Origin of the sequence: Streptomyces sparsogenes (assembly GCF_001704635.1) — a bacterium.
In the GTDB taxonomy this organism is placed as follows: Bacteria; Actinomycetota; Actinomycetes; order Streptomycetales; family Streptomycetaceae; genus Streptomyces; species Streptomyces sparsogenes.
This window is the reverse complement of the sequence record NZ_MAXF01000136.1, coordinates 167,759-184,809: the sequence shown is the minus strand read 5'-3', so window position 1 is coordinate 184,809 and position 17,051 is coordinate 167,759. Positions and strand designations below refer to the sequence as shown.

The following is a 17,051-nucleotide window of genomic DNA, read 5'->3' as shown; positions in this document are numbered from 1 at the left end:
GGTCTGAACTGAAGGGTGGCGTCGGGGGGGGTGGGGGGCGGGCGCGCCCCGGTCAGGTCGCGTGGAAGGGCAGCCCCGCGTCGGCCACCAGATGCAGGTCGTCGCCCTCGTCCGGCGGCAACAGCGTCGCGCTGCCGTCGCTCGTGGGTACGACGCCCAGGTCGAGCAGCTCGGCCATGGCGGCGCTGCCCGCCATGTCCCGCACCTGCAGCTGGTAGCGGGCGGTCGTGCGGTACGCGCCTCCGGCGTCGTCCCCGGTGCGCTGCAGAAAGCCGGAGTCGACGAGGAACGCGACGGCCTTGCCCACGATGCCGGTCGTCGAACCGGCGAGGCGGCGCGCGTCCTTGGTGGCGCCGGTGGCGCTGCGCCGCGCGTACACCCGCCAGGCGGCCTCCAGGCCGGGGGCGTCGGTGGCCGGATCGGTGTTCTCCCCCTGCTCCTCGGCCCGCTCCTCCAGCCGGCGGCAGGCCTGGCGCACGAAGGCGTCGATGCCGTTGACCGTGACCCGGCCGATGTAGCCGTCGTCGGCGAGGTCCTCGGGGCGGGGGAAGGCCATGGCCGCGACGGCGAGATGGGCCAGGCCGTGCAGGAAGCGGTCGGCGGAGTCGGTGGAGGCACGGCGGGCGTAGTCGCCCATGCGGACGGCGAAGACGGAGTCCTCCGCGGCGGCCAGGGCCATCCCGGCCCGGGTGGAGACCTCGAGCACGATCAGGCCGAGACCGGCGGCCACGGCGTCGGCCAGCCGGGCGAACGCCGGGTCGTCGCGGTGGCGGCGCAGCAGTTCGGCGTACTCGGCGTCACGGGCGGGCAGCAGCTTGGGCTGCAGCCCGAAGGCCACCAGGCGCGCCGCGTCGGCCGCGTCGGCGGGGGTGAGGGGGGCGCCTTCCGCCGTACCGGAGGCGGCCGAGGTGCCCGTGGTGCCCGCCGCGCCCGCCGTGCTCCAGCCGCCCGGTGTGCCGGAGGCGCTGGGCATGCCCTGCGCCGGGGACTCCGGCGGGGACTCCGGTGGGGCGGCGTCTGTGGGGTCGTACTCGGTCACGCGTGAGGCTCCTTGCGGACAGCGGTCTGACGGACAGCGGTCTGACGGAGTCTGACGGACAGCGGTCTGACGGACGGCGGTCTGACGGGCGGCGGTCCGGCATGTGGCGGTCTGGCGGACGGGGGTCCGACGGGGTATGGCCCGGTCGGGGCCGCCGGATCGGCACACGAGGCGCACTACGCCACCTCCGCGCGGTCCGCCGCCATCCCGGCCGCGTCCAGCAGCGCCGTGCCCACTATCAGATCGGCGCCGCCGAACTCCGGGTCGTCCAGCTCGGTGCCGTCGTCGACGGCGAACAGCAGCCGCTCCTCGCCCTGGCGGTAGGCCGTACCGACGGGCGGGCTCGCGGCGTGGACGGCCAGCAGGGCGATGAGGTAAGGGAGTTCGGGGTCGCGACGGCGGGCCTCGGCCAGGAGGCCGGAGAGCCGGCGGGGGGCGTCGGCCGGGAGGTCGAGCAGCCGCATCGCGGCCGCGAGCTGCTCCTCGCTGAAGCGGCTGTCGTCGGGGGTGGCGATCAGGTCCGGCTCGGGCATCTCCGCGCCCAGGTGCTCGCGCTCCACGGGCGGGGTCAGCAGCATGTCCACGAGGTCGCCCACGCGCACGGAGGTGGGGGTGCGCAGCCCCGTGCCCCGGGCGAAGAAGGCGTCGGTGACGCGCAGGGCCCGCTCCACGGGGAGTGGCAGGACGGGCGCGAGGAGCTGCCCGTACAGGTCGAGCCCGGCGCGCGCGGCGGGCGTGGCGAAGGCCTGGCGGTCCTGCTCGGCGCGGAAGAGCGGCCCGGCCTCCAGCAGCCGGGACTGGAGCTGGGTGTGGCGGCGGATGCAGTCCTTGACTATGTCGACGAGCTCGGCGGCGCGGCGCTTGTTCTCGGCGCTCTCGGCCTCGTCGCGGGCCTTGCGGATGTTGGTCAGGATCGCGTTCTCATGGCGGTAGCGGTCGGCGACGTGGTCCAGGGCCTCGCTGATCAGGTCGGGGACGGTGCTCAGCCAGTCGACGGCGCGCACATTGCGCCGGGTGGCGTCGAGGGTGCGGCGCAGCGTCTCCGAGTACTGCACGGTGCGGTAGCGGGCCTGTTCGGCGGCGAGTTGGGCGTCGGCGAGGCGGCCGCGGCTGATCAGCACCTCGAGCTTGACCTCGGCGGCGATCTGGGCGCTGGTGACGTCCGTGTCGAGCGCGCCGACCAGGACGTTGACCGCCTCGTCGGTGGTGCGCAGATAGACGCTGCCGCCGGGGCCGGGCACCTCCTCGACCAGCTTGAAGTCGTAGTCGCGGCGCACATAGACGCCGTCGGGGCCGAAGGTGCCGTACACGGCGCGGAAGCCGCGGTCCACACTGCCGACGTTGATCAGGTTCTCCAGCACCCAGCGGGCGACGCGCTCGTGCTCGGCGGTGGGCCGGTCCGGGGCCTGCGCGGCGACGCGGGGCAGCAGCCTGGCCACTATCTGCTCGTGGTCGGCGCCGGTGTCGAAGTCCATGTTGAGCGTGACCAGGTCGATGGCGGCGAGGGCCACCTCCGCCATCGCGTACACCGAGTACTCGCCCGCGAGGCTGCCCTTGCGCGCGTCGAGATCGTGCAACGGCGCGGTGCAGGCGAGCGCGCGCAGCCGCCGGGCCAGGCCTTCGTCGGCGGCCGGACCCGGGGCCGGGCGCGCGGCCCCGGCGTACCCGTTGAGCTGGGGCGCTGCCGCCCCGGGCGCTGGAGATGTCACGTCGCACAGATTAGGCGCTCGCACCGACAACGGACGAAACGGCGCGGAGCGGCCGGGCGCGCGGACCGGTCCGTCAGTTTACGACGCGCCCGACGCCCCCCGTGTCGTCGTGCCCACCCCCGTCCGGCCCGTCCAGCGCGAGCGCCGCGAAAGTGGCGAGCCAGTGGTCGCCCGTGAAGTCCCCGGAGACCACGTGCGGCAGCCCGGCGGCGAGGTGGTCACCGGCCGCCGCCGCCAGGACGGGGGCGCGCGGGTCGTCCTCGGGCAGCGCCGCGGCGAGCCGGCGCAGCGCGGCGGCCCTGCTGAGCGAGAGTCCGACGAGGTGGCCGATCTGCGGGTCGGCCGGGTCGGAGACGACGGGCGGGGTGAGCAGCGGGGTCGGGGCGCCGCGCCCGATGCCGGGCAGGAAGCCGTCCAGCCAGGCCGCGAAGTCCGCCTGGGGAAGCACCCGGCAGACCGCTTCGGCCTCGGTGAGCGCCGGTGAGAGGAAGTCCTGGCCGGAGGGCTCCCAGTGGGCCGGGGCGTCGTGGTCCTCGCCGAACCAGCGGAGGACCGCCGCCTCGACCGGCTCGGCGAGGGCCGCCCGCCCGGCCGTGGCGGCGCTGTCGAGGATGAGGCCGAGAGCGAAGGCGCTGTTGGTGTGGACGCCGTGCCGCACCGGGTAGGTGGCCCGCCGCAGCCAGTCGCACAGCAGCGCCTCGACGGCGTCGGCCGCCGGTTCCAGGGCGGCCGCCCACCGGCTGCCCGCCGGGCCCAGGGCCCGGCATTCGGCGGTCAGCGCGAGCAGCCAGGCCCAGCCGTAGGGGCGTTCGAAGGACGGGTTGGCGCGCAGATAATCGGCCTCGGCCGCCAGGTGGGCGGCGGTGAGATGACGGTCCAGCACCTCGGTCACCTCCTCAGCCGCCCCGCCGGCCGCCTCCACGGTGCGGGCCCGGTCGGGGAAGCGGCGCAGCAGCCGGACGAGCAGCCAGTGCATGTGCACCGAGGAGTGCCAGTCGTACGAGCCGTAGAAGGCGGGGTGGTGGTGGCGGGGCGGCACCAGGTCCTCGGGTCCGCGCAGCAGATGCCCGGGCGCGTACGGATAGGGACGGGTGACGTTGGCGACGGCCACGGCGGCGAAGCGTCCGGCGAGCGCGGCGAGTGCGGGGAGCCCGCCGGACTCGGGGAGCTTGTCGGGCCGGTCGCCCGGCGGGGTGTGCGGCGCGCTCAATGGGTGGCGCCTTCGGCGACGCGGAGGTCTTCGCGGGTGGTCAGGGCCGTGGTGATGATCGCCCGCAGGGCGTGCGCCACCGTGTCGACGGACAGGGACGGCTCGGCGCGGTCCACGACCTGCTCGGGGGCGTACGGGACGTGGACGAATCCGCCGCGCAGGGCGGGCCTGCGGGTGGCGATCAGGTGGGCGAGCCCGTAGAAGACGTGGTTGCACACGAAGGTGCCGGCCGTCTGGGAGACGGAGGCGGGTATTCCGGCGGCTCGTACGGCGGCGACGCACGCCTTGACGGGCAGGGCGGCGAAGTAGGCGGCGGGGCCGTCGGGGACGACCGGGCGGTCGACGGGCCGCCGCCCGGCGTTGTCGGGGATGCGGGCGTCGTCCACGTTGACGGCGACGCGTTCGACGCTGATGCCGGTGCGGCCGCCGGCCTGTCCCACGCACAGCACCAGGTCGGGGTCGGTCCGCTCCACCGCGGCGTCCAGTTCCTCGAGCGCCGTGCCGAAGACGCAGCTCAGCCGGGCGGCGGTGACCTGGATGCCGGCCGGGGGCCCGGCGGCGACCAGGGAGACGGCCTGCCAGGACGGGTTGACGTCCTCGCCGCCGAAGGGTTCGAAACCGGTGAGGAGCACACGGGTCACACCGGGCGCCGGGGTCACGCTGGTCACGCGGGCCTCCTCAGAAGGCGAAGAGCGAGATGATGACGATGTTGCAGGCCAGCAGCGCCCCGGCGGTGGGGATCTGGGCCTTGATGGGCCCGTACTGGTCCTTGAGTTCGAGCAGTGCGGCGGGGACGAGGTTGAAGTTGGCGGCCATGGGGGTCACGAGGGTGCCGCAGAAGCCGGCCAGCATGCCGACGGCGAGGACGACCGCCGGTTCGCCGTGCATCTGCTGGATGAGCACGGGCCAGCCGATGGCGGCGGTCATCACCGGGAACGCGGCGAAGGCGTTGCCCATGATGGTGGTGAACAGGGCCATGCCCACGCAGTAGACGGCCACGGCGACGTACTTCTGACCGTCCGGCAGCAGCTGTTCGGTGATCTTGCCGACCTGGGTACCGACCCCGGCCACCTGGAAGATCGAGCCGAGTACGGCCAGCAGTTGGGGCAGCAGCAGGGCCCAGCCCATGGACTCCAGCAGGCCGCGCCCGGCGTGCAGCGGCACGGCGGCGTTGCGCTCGCGGACCACGAACATGGCGACCGCGAGCCCGGCGATGGCGCCGAAGCCGAGGCCGAGTACGGTCTCGCTGCCCGGCTCCAGGACCGGTTCGCCGCCGACCTTCCAGTGCTTGAGGGCGGAGGCGCAGACCACCGCGACCAGCGGGATGGTCAGGGCGGGGATGAACAGCTTGCCGCGCAGCCGCGCGGCCAGGGCGGTGCGCTGCTCGGCGGTGGTGGTGCGCGGGGTGCCGCGTCCGGTCTGGCCGAACCCGGCCAGGCAGACCATGGCCAGCACGGCGACGCCCAGCGGCTCGGCCGGGACCTGCTTCCGCACCACCCAGGTGCTGTAGAGGAAGCATCCGCCCAGCAGGCCCCAGAAGGCGGCGGAGCCGAGGCGCTTGGGGTTGCTGCGGTCGACCGCCATCTGGGCGGCCATGGCGAGGAAGACGGCACCGACGAGCCAGTAGAACCACTCGACCTTGATCACTTCACGTCCTCCGGGGTGCGGTCGCCGGCCCGGTCGGCGCGGGAGGCCGCGGTCGCCAGGTCGCGTTCCAGGGTGCGGTCGAGGCGCAGCAGCCGGGCGCCGTGGATGAGGAAGGCGCACACGGCGGTCGGGATGGCCCACAGAGCCAGCTGCAGGGGCTCCAGGTGGGTGTGGTACGTGGTGTTGACGAAGCCGGTGATCAGGAGGATCGAGCCGATGGCGAGGAAGCAGTCCTCGCCGAAGAACAGGCCGACGGTGTCGGCGCTCGACGCGTACGAGCGGACCCGCTCGCGCGCCCGCTCGGGCAGCGGGCCGTGGCGGCGCTCGGCGGCCCCCTCGGCCATCGGCGCGACCATGGGCCGCACGCTCTGCGCCGGCCCGCCGATGCTGGTCAGGCCCACTGCTGCGGTGAGCTGACGGAGCCCCAGGTAGAGGGCGAGGAAGCGGCCGGTGGTGAGCTTGCCGAGCCGGCCGATGAGGATGCGGGCCTGCTCCTGGAGGCCGTTGCGCTCCAGGAGGCCGATGACCGGGAGGGTGATGACGAAGATCGTCACCGAGCGGCTGGATGCGAAGCCGTCGCCGAAGGCCGCGAGGACCTCCCGCGGCGAGAGCTTGCCCAGCAGCCCGGTGACGATGCCGGCGACTCCGACCACCAGCAGCGGGTTGCGTCGTGTGGCGAATCCGAGGATCACCACCAGGACGCCGAGGAGAACGATCATGCGTCCCGCCTTCCATGCGCAGACCTCACGGGGTCGTGAGGCAGAGTGCATCGGAGGCTAGGCGTTCGTTGAACGATCCGACAAGAGTGAGTTGCGAACTTGTTCTCTTCTTTCTCGAACCTGGGATCGTTTACGACCCGGAGACCCGCTGGGCGTAGGCACCGGCCAGCTGGAGCCGGGAGTCCTCGAGATAGGAGGCGAGCAGCCGCTCGGCCTCGGGCGCGTCCCCGGACTCCAGCGCTTCCAGGATCTGCCGGTTACGGACCAGATAGGGCGCGTGGAAGCGGCGCGGGTCGGCCATGACATGGAAGACCAGGCGGAGTTCGGCCAGCACCCCGCGCATCAGTTCGTCGGCGCGCGGGCTGCCGGCGAGCGCGACGATCGCCTGGTGGAAGCGGATGTTGGCGGTGGACAGATCCTGCCAGGCCGCCGCCTGCGCGGCGCGCTCCCCCGCCACGACGGCCGCCTCGACCCCCTCCAGCGGGTACGGCGGCTCCCCGAGGCCGCGCACCGCGCCGCATTCCATCAGCGTGCGCACGCGGTAGATGTCGATCAGGTCGTCCACCGTCACCACGCGCACGAACACGCCGCGGTTGAGCTCGTGCACCAGCAGCCGCTCGTGCGTGAGCAGGCGGAACGCCTCCCTGAGGGTGTTGCGCGAGACGCCGAGCGCCCCCTTGACGCTGTCCTCGGACAGGCGGGTGCCGGGCGGGAAGAACCCTTCGGCGATGCGGTCGCGCAGGATGTCGGCGACCCGCTCGGCGGTGCTGGTCCGCCCCAGCAGCGCCCGGTCGCCCTCCAGCTCGGCCAGCGACGAGGCCTCCGCGAGCCGCCGTTCCGCCCCGTTTGTCACTCTTGATCCCCTTTGACCTCTTCTGGAATCCCGTATGGCGAGAAGTCAATCCCAGAACGCAGGGTGAAACAACATTTCCCTTGTCGGATCGTTCAACGATCGCCTAGGTTGTCACGCATGGCGGACCTGACGATCGATCTCAACGCCGACCTCGGCGAGGGCTTCGGCCGCTGGCGGCTGACCGACGACGACGCCCTGCTGTCCGTCGTCACCAGCGCCAATGTGGCCTGCGGCTTCCACGCCGGAGACCCGTCGACCATGCGCCGGGTGTGCGAGCTGGCCGCCGAGCGCGGCGTGCGCGTCGGGGCCCAGGTCTCCTACCGCGATCTGGCGGGCTTCGGCCGCCGCGCCATGGACGTGCCGCCGCGCGAGCTGACCGACGAGATCGCCTACCAGATCGGCGCGCTGCGGGTGTTCGCGCGGGCCGCCGGGGCCGACGTGGCCTACGTCAAGCCGCACGGCGCGCTCTACAACCGCTGCGTGCGCGACCCGGCGCAGGCCGCCGCCGTCGTCGAGGGCGTGCTGCTGGCCGCCGACGGCGTGCCGCTGCCCGTCCTGGGGCTGCCCGGCTCGCGGCTGCACGAGGCGGCCGGCGCGGCCGGGCTGCCGGTGGTGAGCGAGGGGTTCGCCGACCGCGCCTACACCGCGGCCGGGACGCTCGTCCCCCGCGGCGAGCCCGGCGCCGTCATCGACGACCCGGGCACCGTCGTCAAGCGCTCCCTCGGCCTCGCCCGCGACGGGTCGGTCACCTCGATCGACGGTGAACCGGTGCAGGTGGCGGTGCGGTCCCTGTGCGTGCACGGCGACACCCCGGGCGCCGCCGACCTCGCCCGCCGGGTCCGCGCCGAACTGGCGGCCGCGGGCGTGCGCGTGGAGCCCTTCGCATGACGGGCCCCGACGGGACCGCGCGGGTGCGCGGCCTGCCGGTCGGGGACCGGGCGCTGCTCCTGGAGGTGGACACCGGGGAGGCCGCCCAGGCCCTGCACGCCGAGCTGCTGCGCCGTGCCGGGGCCGGAACGCTGCCCGCCGTACGGGAGATCGTGCCCGCGGCGCGCACCGTGCTCCTGGACGGGGTGGCGGACCCGCGCCGCCTCGCGGCCGAGGTGGCCCGGTGGGAGATCCCGCCGCTGACCGGCGGCGACGGGGATACCGTCGAGGTCCCGGTGCGCTACGACGGCCCGGACCTGGCGGATGTCGCCGAGCTGTGGGGGGTCGCCCCGCAGGAGGTCGCGCGCATCCACTCGGGCACCGAATTCCGCGTCGCGTTCTGCGGGTTCGCCCCCGGCTTCTGCTATCTGACCGGCCTGCCCGACCACCGCCACGTACCGCGCCGCGCCACCCCCAGGACCAGGGTCCCGGCCGGCTCGGTCGCCCTCGCGGGCCCGTACACCGGCGTCTACCCGCGCTCCTCCCCCGGCGGCTGGCAGCTGATCGGCACCACCGACGCGGTGCTGTGGGACACCGCGCGCGACCCGGCCGCGCTCCTGTCCCCCGGCACGCGGGTCCGCTTCGTACCGGAGCGGACCGCCGGGGCCGCGAGGACACCGCACGCGGGGAAAGAGGCTTCCGCATGACCGACAGCGCCTTCGCGGTGGTGCGGGCCGGCGCGCTGACCACCGTCCAGGACCTCGGCCGGGCCGGCCACGCCCACCTCGGCGTGCCGCGCTCGGGAGCGCTCGACGAGCCCGCGCTGCGGCTCGCCAACCGCCTGGTGGGCAACCCGGAGGGGGCCGCGGCCCTGGAGACCACGCTCACCGGCTGTGCCGTACGGCTGCGCCGCGCCGCCACGGTGGCGGTGACCGGCGCCCCGTGCCCGGTCACCGTGGACGGCCGCCCCGCCGCGTGGGGCGCGCCCGTGCGGGTGCCGGCGGGCGCGCTGGTGGAGGCCGGGGCGGCCACCCACGGCGTGCGCGCCTATGTGGCGTTCGACGGAGGCGTGGAGGCCGAGCGGGTGCTCGGCAGCCGTTCCACGGACGTGCTCTCCGGCCTCGGCCCGGCCCCGCTCGCCGACGGCGCGGTGCTGCGGCTGGGCGCGCCGTACGGACCGGCTCCGGCCGTGGACGCGGCGCCCTGCCCGGGGCCGCCGCGCGAACTGGTCCTGCCGGTGGTGCTCGGCCCGCGCCAGGACTGGTTCACCCCCCGGGCGCTGCGCACCCTGGCCACCGGCGGGTTCCGGGTGTCGGCCGCGAGCAACCGCATCGGCCTGCGCACCGAGGGCCCGGCGCTGGAGCGCGCGCGGGACGGCGAACTGCCCAGCGAGGGCATGGTCCTGGGCGCGCTCCAGGTCCCGCCGGACGGCCGCCCGGTGCTGTTCCTGGCCGATCACCCCACCACTGGCGGCTACCCCGTCGTCGGCGTCGTCCCCGAATCCCACCTGCCCGCGGCCGCCCAGGCCGTCCCGGGCACGGCGCTGCGCTTCGCGCCGCGGCACGTCCGGTAGCGGAGATCGCCGGGCGGGGGCCGGTCCGGCCTCAGGTGACGGCCGGCGCGGAGCGGTCGAGGCTCGTCAGGTCCACCGCGTCGGCCATGGCCTGCATGCCCTTGTCGTTCGGGTGCAGATGGTCGCCGCCGTCGAAGGACGGCAGGATGCGCTCGTGGTCGTACGGACTGCGCAGGACCCGGTCGAAGTCGGTGACCGCGTCGAACGCACCGCTGTCCCGGATGAACGCGTTGACCTCCTGACGCACGGCCTCGGCCTCCGGATCCCACTCCGGCCAGCCCTTGAACGGCCCGACCGTGGCGCCCACCACGCGCTTGCCGGCCGCGTGCGCCCGCTGGACGATCTCCCGGTAGCCGGCGATCAGGTCCTGGGCGGTCACGCCGGTGTGCGCCTTGATGTCGTTGACGCCCTCGAAGAGGAACACCGCGCGCACGCCGGGATGGGACAGCACGTCCCGGTCGAGCCGGTGCAGCGCGCTCTGCCCGGCGCCGTCGGCCAGCACCTTGTTGCCGGAGATCCCCTCGTTGGCCACGCCCTTGACCGCCGTGGCGGCGGATTGCCGGAGCCGGCGCGCGAGGTAGTCGGGCCAGCGGCGGTCGAGGTCCGTGCTGGACTGCCAGCCGTCGGTGATGGAGTCGCCGAGGGCCACCACGGCTCCCGTTCCCGAGGGCGCCCGGACCGTCACGGCGTCCAGGTAGAACCAGGAGCCGGTGGTGCCGTCCCAGTGCGCCGCGCCGTCCTCGGCGGTGTGATCGCCCCGGGAGACGTACGACGTCTGCATGGCCATGCCGTGTCCGGTCGCCGGGCCGGCCGCGTCCGGGCTGTGCACGCTGACCACCAGGTCGGTCCCGGCGGCCGTCCGGCCCGGCAGCGGGTCGCTGGTGGCGGTGGCGCCGGCCGGGACGGTGACGGACCGCGCGCCGCCGAAGGTCAGCCGCCGGTTGCTGCCGCGCACCAGGCGGGCCCCGGCCGACTGGACGCCCGCGTAGGCGCTGTCGAACGTCACCGGCCGGTCCCCGAAGGCATTGGAGAGCCTGACGCGCAGGTCGTTCCCGCCGACGCTGGTGTGGACGACGAGCCGGTACCCGCGGTCCGGCACGCCCTCCCCCAGGCGGTCGGCACTGGCTCCCCACGTCACGACCTCGCTCCCGGCCGGCGCGGCGCCGGCCGTCGCCGGGACGGCCTGAACGGCCAGGGCGGCGGCCGCCAGCGCCATCAGCACGCGCCCCCGGCCGCGTCGGGCCCTCATCGGGTGAACCCCTTCAGTGTGACCGCCTCGCCCGGCGCCAGCCTCACCGGCCGCGACGCCCCGCCGAAGACCACCGTGGTGGTACGGCCGCCGACGCTGCGGACGCGCGCCTCGGTCGGTGTGCCCTCCCGCCAGCGCAGGTCCACCACGAATCCGCCCCGCACCGGCACGCCGGTGACCGACCCGGACGCGGCCCAGGCGGCGGGCAGCGCCGGCAGCAGCTCGATGTGGCCGGGGCGCGAGTACAGCAGCATCTCGATCATCGCGGCCGGTGTGCCGAAGTTGGCGTCGATCTGGAAGATGCCGCGGCCACGCTCGGTCTCGTAGATGTCGAACAGGTTGAACGCCGTGCCGTTGCTTCCGCCGGACGACGGACGCAGGTTGTCGGCGACGAGTTGGTAGGCCTTCTCCGCGTTCTTCAGGCGCGCCCAGCACAGCGCCCGCCAGGCGTTCGCCCAGCCGAAGCTCTCCATGCCGCGCGCGGTGAGCAGCGCGCGAGCCCCGTCGACGATCTCCTTCGGGGTGGAGCCGTCGGGGCGGATGCGGTCGCCGGGGAAGAGACCGACGAGCGGCGAGAGGTGGCGGTGGGTGGTCTCGCCGAGGTTGTCGGGCGACATCCACTCCTCCAGCCAGCCCGTCGTCGGGCTCACCCGCGGCAGGTACAGCCGGTCGCGCAGACCGGCCACGGTCCGCGCGTAGCCGGCGTCCTCGCCGAGTACGGCGGCCGCCTCGGTGTAGTTGCCGAACAGCGCCCACACCAGTTCCTGGGCGTAGGTGATGCCCTTGGCGTCCAGCGGGCCGTGCTCGGGCGACCAGTCGCTGTCGGCGATCAGCACCTCGCCCGGGCCGTCCGGCGCGGCGACGGTGAGCAGCCGGGCCTCCCAGAACGCGCAGGCGCCCTTGAGCAGCGGGTAGATCTTCGCCAGGTACTCCCGCGACCCGGTGTACTCGTAGTGTTCGTACAGGCTGTTGCTCAGCCAGGCGTTGCCCGCGGGGTGCCACCACCAGCCGCCCCCGCCGTAGGGGTTGGTGGAGATGGCGACCGTCCAGCCCGCGACCTTCCCGGTGGAGTTGCGGTACCGGTTGCGCGGGTCGTCGAACAGGCGGCGGGTCAGGTCGGTCCACGCCGGCAGCTGGGCGAGGCAGTAGTCCGCGAAGGCGTCGAAGCACGGCGACAGGCCCGCCCGGTCGGCCATCCAGTAGTTCATCTGGATGTTGATGTCGGTGTGGTAGTCACCCATCCAGTCCGGGTCGTTGCCGTCCAGCCACAGGCCCTGCAGTCCCATGGGGAGGCTGCCGCGCGAGCCGGAGATCATCAGGTAGCGGCCGTACTGGAGGTACAGCGCCTCCAGCTCGGGGTCGGGCGCGCCGTCGCGGGCCCGTGCCGCGAGCCGCTCCCAGGTGTCCAGGGAGCGTTGCGCGTCGGTCGAGGTGCCCAGCGAGAGGCTCAGCCGCTCGTACAGCCGGCGGTAGTCGGCGACATGCGTGCGCAGCAGGGTGCCGGCCGGGTGCCGGGCCGCGGCGGCGACCTTGGCGCGGGCCAGCGCCTCGGGGGCGAGGGCGGGGTCGCGGTATCCGCTGTCGGCGTCGGGCGCGTAGTTCGTGCCGCCGCTGAGGACGACGGTGAGGTCCGCGCAGCCGGAGAACTCGATGCGCGGCCCGTTCACCCGGATCCGGCCGCCGCTGCCGTACGCCTTGACCGCCGCCCCGTAGCGCAGGTCGTTGGGCAGGGTGGCGCCGAAGGACCCGCCGGCGGCGGGCTGCTCGCCGTGGGTGCCCTCCAGGGTGACGGTGCCGGTGTAGCGGCCGCCGCCGCTCTGGGTGAAGTGCAGGACGATCGCGTCGTCGGGGCGGCTGGCGAAGATCTGCCGGCGGTAGGTCACGCCGGAGCGGACGTAGTCGGCGGTGACCAGGCCCTGGGCGAGGTCGAGGGTGCGGCGGTAGCCGTGCACGCCGGACAGGTCGTGGTCGGGGAGGTCCACGGTGAGCCGGGCCAGCAGGGTGAGCGAGCCGAAGTCGGCGCGGCCGTAGGGGAACTGGCCGTCGCTGTCGAGCGTGTCGTTGAGGCCGCCGGTCCACATCGTGGCGTCGGTGACGAGGAGCAGTTCGCGGCCGGGGTCGTTGCTCGCGAGGGCGCCGAGGCGGCCGTTGCCGACCGGCAGGCCCTGCTCGATCAGGGAGCGCTCGTCGCCGGGGGCCCGCCACCAGAGCCGGTCCCGCGGACTGCTCGGGGCGGGTTCGCCCGTGGGGCGGCGGGGTGCGGCGGAGGCGGTGAACGCGGGCAGACCGCCGAGCGCCGCGGTGAGACCGGCCGTCGCGGCGAGCGACAGCAGGGAGCGTCTCCTGGGATCGGTCGGGACGGATGGTCCGCTGGGACCGGGCGGCACAGGTCGTCCGCTGGGATCGGTCGGGCGGGGGGTCATGGCGGCTCCAGAAGTCTGGGCGGGGGCCCGGCCGCCCGGCCAGGCCCCCGCCGGGTGTCAGGAGGACTTCGGTACGTCGATCCGGTCGATGTCCGGCGCGTAGCCGGAACCGCTGTCGAAGGTGAGGGTGTTGGCGCCGGCCTTGAGGCTCACCGGGACGTGGACGGTGGTGACGGTGCCCCAGTCGCCCGTGGAGGCGAACGTGTGGCGGGTGGAGCCGTTGCCGTTGGCGGAGACCAGGGCGGAGCGGGCGTCACCGCTGATGTAGGAGACCCTGATCTGGTAGGTACCGGCCTTCGGGACGACGACGTCGTGGAAGGTCAGCCGGCCGCCCTGGTAGAGGTTGCCGACCTTCTTGCCGCCGGAGCAGGCGGAGCAGCCGGCGACGGAGGCGTTGCCGGCGAGGGTGTTGGCGGGGTCCTCGGCCTCGACGCCGGACCAGGTGAGGGCCTGGCCGCGCGGGGTGACCTTGAACAGGCGGGAACCGTGGGCGGGCAGGGCCTGGCTGATCCGGTCCCGGTGGGTGCCGAGGTTCTCGTGGTTCCACAGGTCGCGCACCGCGGCCTTGCCGGTGAAGCCGAGCGCGGAGAAGTCGGCGGTCACCGCGGCGGGCGCGTCGGCGAGGTTGAACAGGGCGACGGTCAGGGTGCCGTCGGGGTTCTTCGCGGCCCACACCTGCTGCGGGTCGGAGGGGGTGACGGGCACGGCGGGCGGGGCGTCGCTCTGGTCGACGGCGATGACCTCGGTGTTGGTCAGCAGGGACAGGCCGTAGGGGTCCAGCCGGGTGAGGTCGTCGCCGGTGTAGAGCGGGGACTTGGCGATGGCCCACAGCGTGGCGTAGGTCTGCCGCTCGGCCTTGGTCAGGCCGTCCATCGCGCCGTTGCCGACGTCGAGGGAGTCGAGGTCCGTCCAGCCGCCGGGGCCGGCGTGCCGGGCCCAGGCCGGGGCGTCGTCGAACCGGTCGTCGACGGAGTTCTCCCAGCTGACCAGGGTGTTGCAGTAGCACTCGACGTCGGTGTCGATGCGCCAGCCCTGGGAGTACTTCTTCCAGTCGGCGACGTGCCCGTAGTCCAGGGACCAGGAGAGCTCCAGGTGGATCGGCCGGCCGGTGGCCGCGATGGCCTGTTGCCAGGCGGCGACGTCGGCGACGTTGTCGTAGTTCTCGCCGCTCTTGGAGGAGCCGGGGCCGACGCCGTCGAGCTTGAGGAAGTCATAGCCCCAGTCGGCGAACATCCGCGCCTGGGAGTCGATGTACTTCTGGGCGCAGGGCTTGGTGAAGTCGAGCTTGTAGGCGCTGTCCCAGCCGTTGGTGGTGCGCAGGTCGGCGTGGACGATGTCGGCGGTGGTACAGCCGGGCGCGTTCCAGATGGGCGCGGCGCCTTTGTCGTACGCCTCCTTCTCCAGGCCGACCGGCAGGTAGATGCCGGCCTTGAGGCCCTTGGCGTGGATGTGGTCGGCGACGGCCTTCATCCCGCGCGGGAAGCGGACCGGGTCGGCCTGCTGGCGGGCGTAGCGGTCGAAGTGGGGCGTCCAGTTCTTGTCACGCCACCAGCCGGCGTCGATGTTGACGTACTCGTAGCCGTACTTCTTCAGTTTGGCGGCGAGCGCGTCGGCCTGCTTCAGGACATTGGCCTCGGTGAGGTAGCTGTAGTCGCCGTCGGGGTTGAGCCCGGGGTACTTGGACGACTGCATGCTCCAGCTCGACCAGCCCATGTAGGGCTTGGCGGCGGGCCCGGGCGCGGCGGTGTCCGCCTGGGCCGGCGGTACGGCGGCCAGGGCGCCCGCGGCCAGGGCGAGTACCGTCAGGGATCGCAGAGCGCGGGTGCGCGGCACGGAGTACGAGGGTGACCGCATGGGTCGTACCTCCTGGGGGTGGGGTGCGGCGGGGGGTGGTGCGCGGGGCGGCTCAGCCCTTGCCCGAGCCGATGGTGAGGCCGCTGATGAACTGGCGCTGGAGCGCGAAGTAGACCAGCAGGGTGGGGATCGCGGTCATCAGGGCGCCGGCCGCGATCAGGTTCGGGTTGGTGAAGTACTGGCCCTGGAGGTTGGCCAGCGCGGAGGTGATGGGCCGCTTGTCGCCGGTCTCGATGAGGGTGAGCGGCCAGAAGAAGTCGTTGTAGATCCAGATGGACTCCAGGGTCGCCAGCGCGGCGAAGGCCGGGCGGCACAGCGGCAGGATGATCTGGAAGAACTGGCGCCACACCTGCGCGCCGTCGACGACGGCGGCCTCGGAGATCTCCTTGGGGATCGTCTTCATGTAGTTGCTGAGGACGAACGTGCAGAAGCCGCACTGGTAGGCGATGTGGATGGCGATGATGCCCCAGGCCGAGTTGTACAGCAGCAGGGAGTCGCTCATCCAGGCGGGGAGCGGGATCAGCAGGTACAGCCGGTACAGGGGGGTGATGAGCACCTGGGCGGGCAGCAGGTTGCCCGCGGTGAACAGCATCAGCAGCGCCAGGTTGAAGCGGAAGCCGAAACGGGAGACGAAGAAGGCGACGGCCGCGGAGAACAGCAGGGTGCCCAGCACCGAGGGGACGGTGATGAGGAGGGAGTTGAGGAGGAAGTGCGGCATGCCCGACTGGGTCCAGGCGTCGGCGTAGTTCTCCAGGCCGACGCCGTGCGGCCAGGAGAAGTAGCCGTGCCGGGCGGTGTCGCCGTACGACCTCAGGGAGGTGTAGACGGCCCACAGCAGCGGGATCAGCCACAGCAGCGAGACGCCCGCGAGCAGGAGGTGGCGGCCGGTGTCGCGGCGGGGACGGGGCGGTCCCGCAGGGCCAGGCCGGCGGGCCGCCGGCGCCCGGGTGGGTCGTCGCTCCGCGGTGGTGGTCACTGTTCCTCCTTGCGGAAGGTCTGGACGAGGAACGTGCCGATCGCGGCCAGGGAGACCAGCAGGAGGACGACCGCGAGCGCGGACCCGTAACCGATGTGACCGGACTCGCCGATGATGTTGTCGGTGATCAGCAGGGACAGCAGTTCCATGCCGGGTTTGCTGCCGACGCCGCCGCCGAGGACGTAGACGATGTCGAAGGCGCGCAGCGACTCCATCACCGTCACCACCAGGATGATGATGTTGACGGGTTTCAGCGCCTGGAAGACGACGCGCAGGAAGGTCTGGCGGCCGTTGGCCCCGTCCAGCGCCGCGGCCTCCTTCAGCGCCGGGTCGAAGCCCTTCAGGCCGGCCAGGTAGAGGATCATGATGTAGCCGGTGTGCCGCCAGCCGGAGGCGACCAGGACGGCCCACAGGTTCAGGTCGGGGTCGCCGAGCCAGTCGACGGGGTGACCGGCGCCGGCCGTCCCGAGGACGCTGTTCAGCAGTCCGGTGTCGGGGTTGTAGATGATCTCCCAGATGAACCCCACGACGGCCAGGGACAGCACCATCGGCAGGAAGATCGCGGTCTGGTAGATCCTGGTGAAGCGGATCTTCTTGTCGAGCTGGTAGGCGAGGAAGATGCCGAACGGGGTCGGCAGCAGCGCGGTGAACAGCAGCCAGATCACGTTGTGCCGCACCGCCGGCCAGAACGGCGGGTAGTTGGTGAGGATCTGGTGGTAGTTGTCGAGCCCGGTCCAGTGGATGTCGCCGAGGTCGATGCCGTCCCAGCTGGTGAAGGACAGCGCCACCGAGGCGAGCGCGGGGAGCCAGACGAGGACCAGCAGGGCGAGGACCGGAATGCCGATGACCGCGGTCAGGAACAGGCGGTCACCGGTGCCCAGGCGGCCGGGCCGGTGCGGGGCGGTGGGCGGAGAGGACACGGTGGGGGCCTT

Annotated in this window: 15 protein-coding genes; 3 read left to right on the top strand and 12 right to left on the bottom strand. The window is 73.5% G+C overall.

Features of this window, described 5'->3' with window-relative positions:
• Positions 1 to 52 precede the first annotated feature (52 nt).
• From BBH68_RS29125 to BBH68_RS29095, 7 genes are all read right to left on the bottom strand, one after another.
• The gene (locus tag BBH68_RS29125) at positions 53 to 1,039 is read right to left on the bottom strand and encodes a hypothetical protein (protein ID WP_076972096.1); all 987 of its coding nucleotides are present in this window, start codon (positions 1,037 to 1,039) and stop codon (positions 53 to 55) included.
• A 176-nt stretch (positions 1,040 to 1,215) separates the two neighbouring features.
• Positions 1,216 to 2,748 (bottom strand): hypothetical protein, encoded by a 1,533-nt coding sequence (locus tag BBH68_RS29120; RefSeq protein WP_065966685.1) that lies wholly within the window; start codon positions 2,746 to 2,748, stop codon positions 1,216 to 1,218.
• Positions 2,749 to 2,821: 73 nt separating this feature from the next.
• Positions 2,822 to 3,859 (bottom strand): DUF2891 domain-containing protein, encoded by a 1,038-nt coding sequence (locus BBH68_RS29115; protein WP_065966713.1) that lies wholly within the window; start codon positions 3,857 to 3,859, stop codon positions 2,822 to 2,824.
• Positions 3,860 to 3,954: 95 nt separating this feature from the next.
• On the bottom strand, positions 3,955 to 4,599 hold the full coding sequence (pcp, locus tag BBH68_RS29110; RefSeq protein ID WP_065966712.1) for a pyroglutamyl-peptidase I: 645 nt from the start codon (positions 4,597 to 4,599) through the stop codon (positions 3,955 to 3,957).
• 37 nt (positions 4,600 to 4,636) lie between these two features.
• Positions 4,637 to 5,605, bottom strand: coding sequence for a DUF979 domain-containing protein (locus BBH68_RS29105; protein ID WP_065966684.1), 969 nt, complete (start codon positions 5,603 to 5,605; stop codon positions 4,637 to 4,639).
• The gene (locus tag BBH68_RS29100) at positions 5,602 to 6,324 is read right to left on the bottom strand and encodes a DUF969 domain-containing protein (protein WP_065966683.1); all 723 of its coding nucleotides are present in this window, start codon (positions 6,322 to 6,324) and stop codon (positions 5,602 to 5,604) included. Before BBH68_RS29100 ends, BBH68_RS29105 begins: the two co-directional genes overlap by 4 nt.
• A 130-nt stretch (positions 6,325 to 6,454) precedes the next feature.
• A complete protein-coding gene (locus BBH68_RS29095) occupies positions 6,455 to 7,177 on the bottom strand; it encodes a GntR family transcriptional regulator (RefSeq protein ID WP_065966682.1) in 723 nt (240 codons plus the stop codon).
• Between the two features lie 117 nt (positions 7,178 to 7,294).
• On the opposite strand from BBH68_RS29095, the gene BBH68_RS29090 reads away from it, so the two are divergent.
• From BBH68_RS29090 to BBH68_RS29080, 3 genes are read left to right on the top strand one after another with little or no spacing between them, the layout of a single operon-like run.
• The gene (locus BBH68_RS29090) at positions 7,295 to 8,065 is read left to right on the top strand and encodes a LamB/YcsF family protein (protein ID WP_079151253.1); all 771 of its coding nucleotides are present in this window, start codon (positions 7,295 to 7,297) and stop codon (positions 8,063 to 8,065) included.
• Entirely contained in the window at positions 8,062 to 8,751 is a 690-nt protein-coding gene (gene pxpB / locus BBH68_RS29085; protein WP_079151252.1) for a 5-oxoprolinase subunit PxpB, read from the top strand. Before BBH68_RS29090 ends, pxpB begins: the two co-directional genes overlap by 4 nt.
• Positions 8,748 to 9,617 carry a 5-oxoprolinase subunit C family protein gene (locus tag BBH68_RS29080; protein ID WP_065966681.1) on the top strand — a complete coding sequence of 290 codons (870 nt, stop codon included), beginning with the start codon at positions 8,748 to 8,750 and terminating at the stop codon, positions 9,615 to 9,617. Before pxpB ends, BBH68_RS29080 begins: the two co-directional genes overlap by 4 nt.
• A gap of 31 nt (positions 9,618 to 9,648) precedes the next feature.
• Here BBH68_RS29080 and BBH68_RS29075 read toward each other — a convergent pair whose 3' ends face one another.
• Genes BBH68_RS29075 through BBH68_RS29055 form a run of 5 tightly spaced genes read right to left on the bottom strand, consistent with a single transcriptional unit; the run spans position 9,649 to position 17,039 of the window.
• Complete coding sequence (locus BBH68_RS29075) at positions 9,649 to 10,866, bottom strand: SGNH/GDSL hydrolase family protein (RefSeq protein ID WP_065966680.1); 1,218 nt, start codon at positions 10,864 to 10,866, stop codon at positions 9,649 to 9,651.
• The gene (locus BBH68_RS29070) at positions 10,863 to 13,289 is read right to left on the bottom strand and encodes a glycosyl hydrolase family 95 catalytic domain-containing protein (protein WP_079151251.1); all 2,427 of its coding nucleotides are present in this window, start codon (positions 13,287 to 13,289) and stop codon (positions 10,863 to 10,865) included. Before BBH68_RS29070 ends, BBH68_RS29075 begins: the two co-directional genes overlap by 4 nt.
• A gap of 57 nt (positions 13,290 to 13,346) precedes the next feature.
• On the bottom strand, positions 13,347 to 15,143 hold the full coding sequence (locus BBH68_RS29065) for an alpha-galactosidase D (RefSeq protein ID WP_065966678.1): 1,797 nt from the start codon (positions 15,141 to 15,143) through the stop codon (positions 13,347 to 13,349).
• A 52-nt stretch (positions 15,144 to 15,195) separates the two neighbouring features.
• Entirely contained in the window at positions 15,196 to 16,119 is a 924-nt protein-coding gene (locus BBH68_RS29060; protein ID WP_065966677.1) for a carbohydrate ABC transporter permease, read from the bottom strand.
• The gene (locus BBH68_RS29055; RefSeq protein ID WP_245738356.1) at positions 16,116 to 17,039 is read right to left on the bottom strand and encodes a carbohydrate ABC transporter permease; all 924 of its coding nucleotides are present in this window, start codon (positions 17,037 to 17,039) and stop codon (positions 16,116 to 16,118) included. Before BBH68_RS29055 ends, BBH68_RS29060 begins: the two co-directional genes overlap by 4 nt.
• Positions 17,040 to 17,051: the final 12 nt, after the last annotated feature.

Coding starts and splice junctions, on each gene's coding strand:
- BBH68_RS29100 (WP_065966683.1), bottom strand. CDS start 6,324: ATGATCGTTCTCCTCGGCGTCCTGGTGGTGATCCTCGGATTCGCCACA.
- BBH68_RS29090 (WP_079151253.1), top strand. CDS start 7,295: ATGGCGGACCTGACGATCGATCTCAACGCCGACCTCGGCGAGGGCTTC.
- pxpB (WP_079151252.1), top strand. CDS start 8,062: ATGACGGGCCCCGACGGGACCGCGCGGGTGCGCGGCCTGCCGGTCGGG.
- BBH68_RS29080 (WP_065966681.1), top strand. CDS start 8,748: ATGACCGACAGCGCCTTCGCGGTGGTGCGGGCCGGCGCGCTGACCACC.
- BBH68_RS29075 (WP_065966680.1), bottom strand. CDS start 10,866: ATGAGGGCCCGACGCGGCCGGGGGCGCGTGCTGATGGCGCTGGCGGCC.
- BBH68_RS29070 (WP_079151251.1), bottom strand. CDS start 13,289: ATGACCCCCCGCCCGACCGATCCCAGCGGACGACCTGTGCCGCCCGGT.
- BBH68_RS29065 (WP_065966678.1), bottom strand. CDS start 15,143: ATGCGGTCACCCTCGTACTCCGTGCCGCGCACCCGCGCTCTGCGATCC.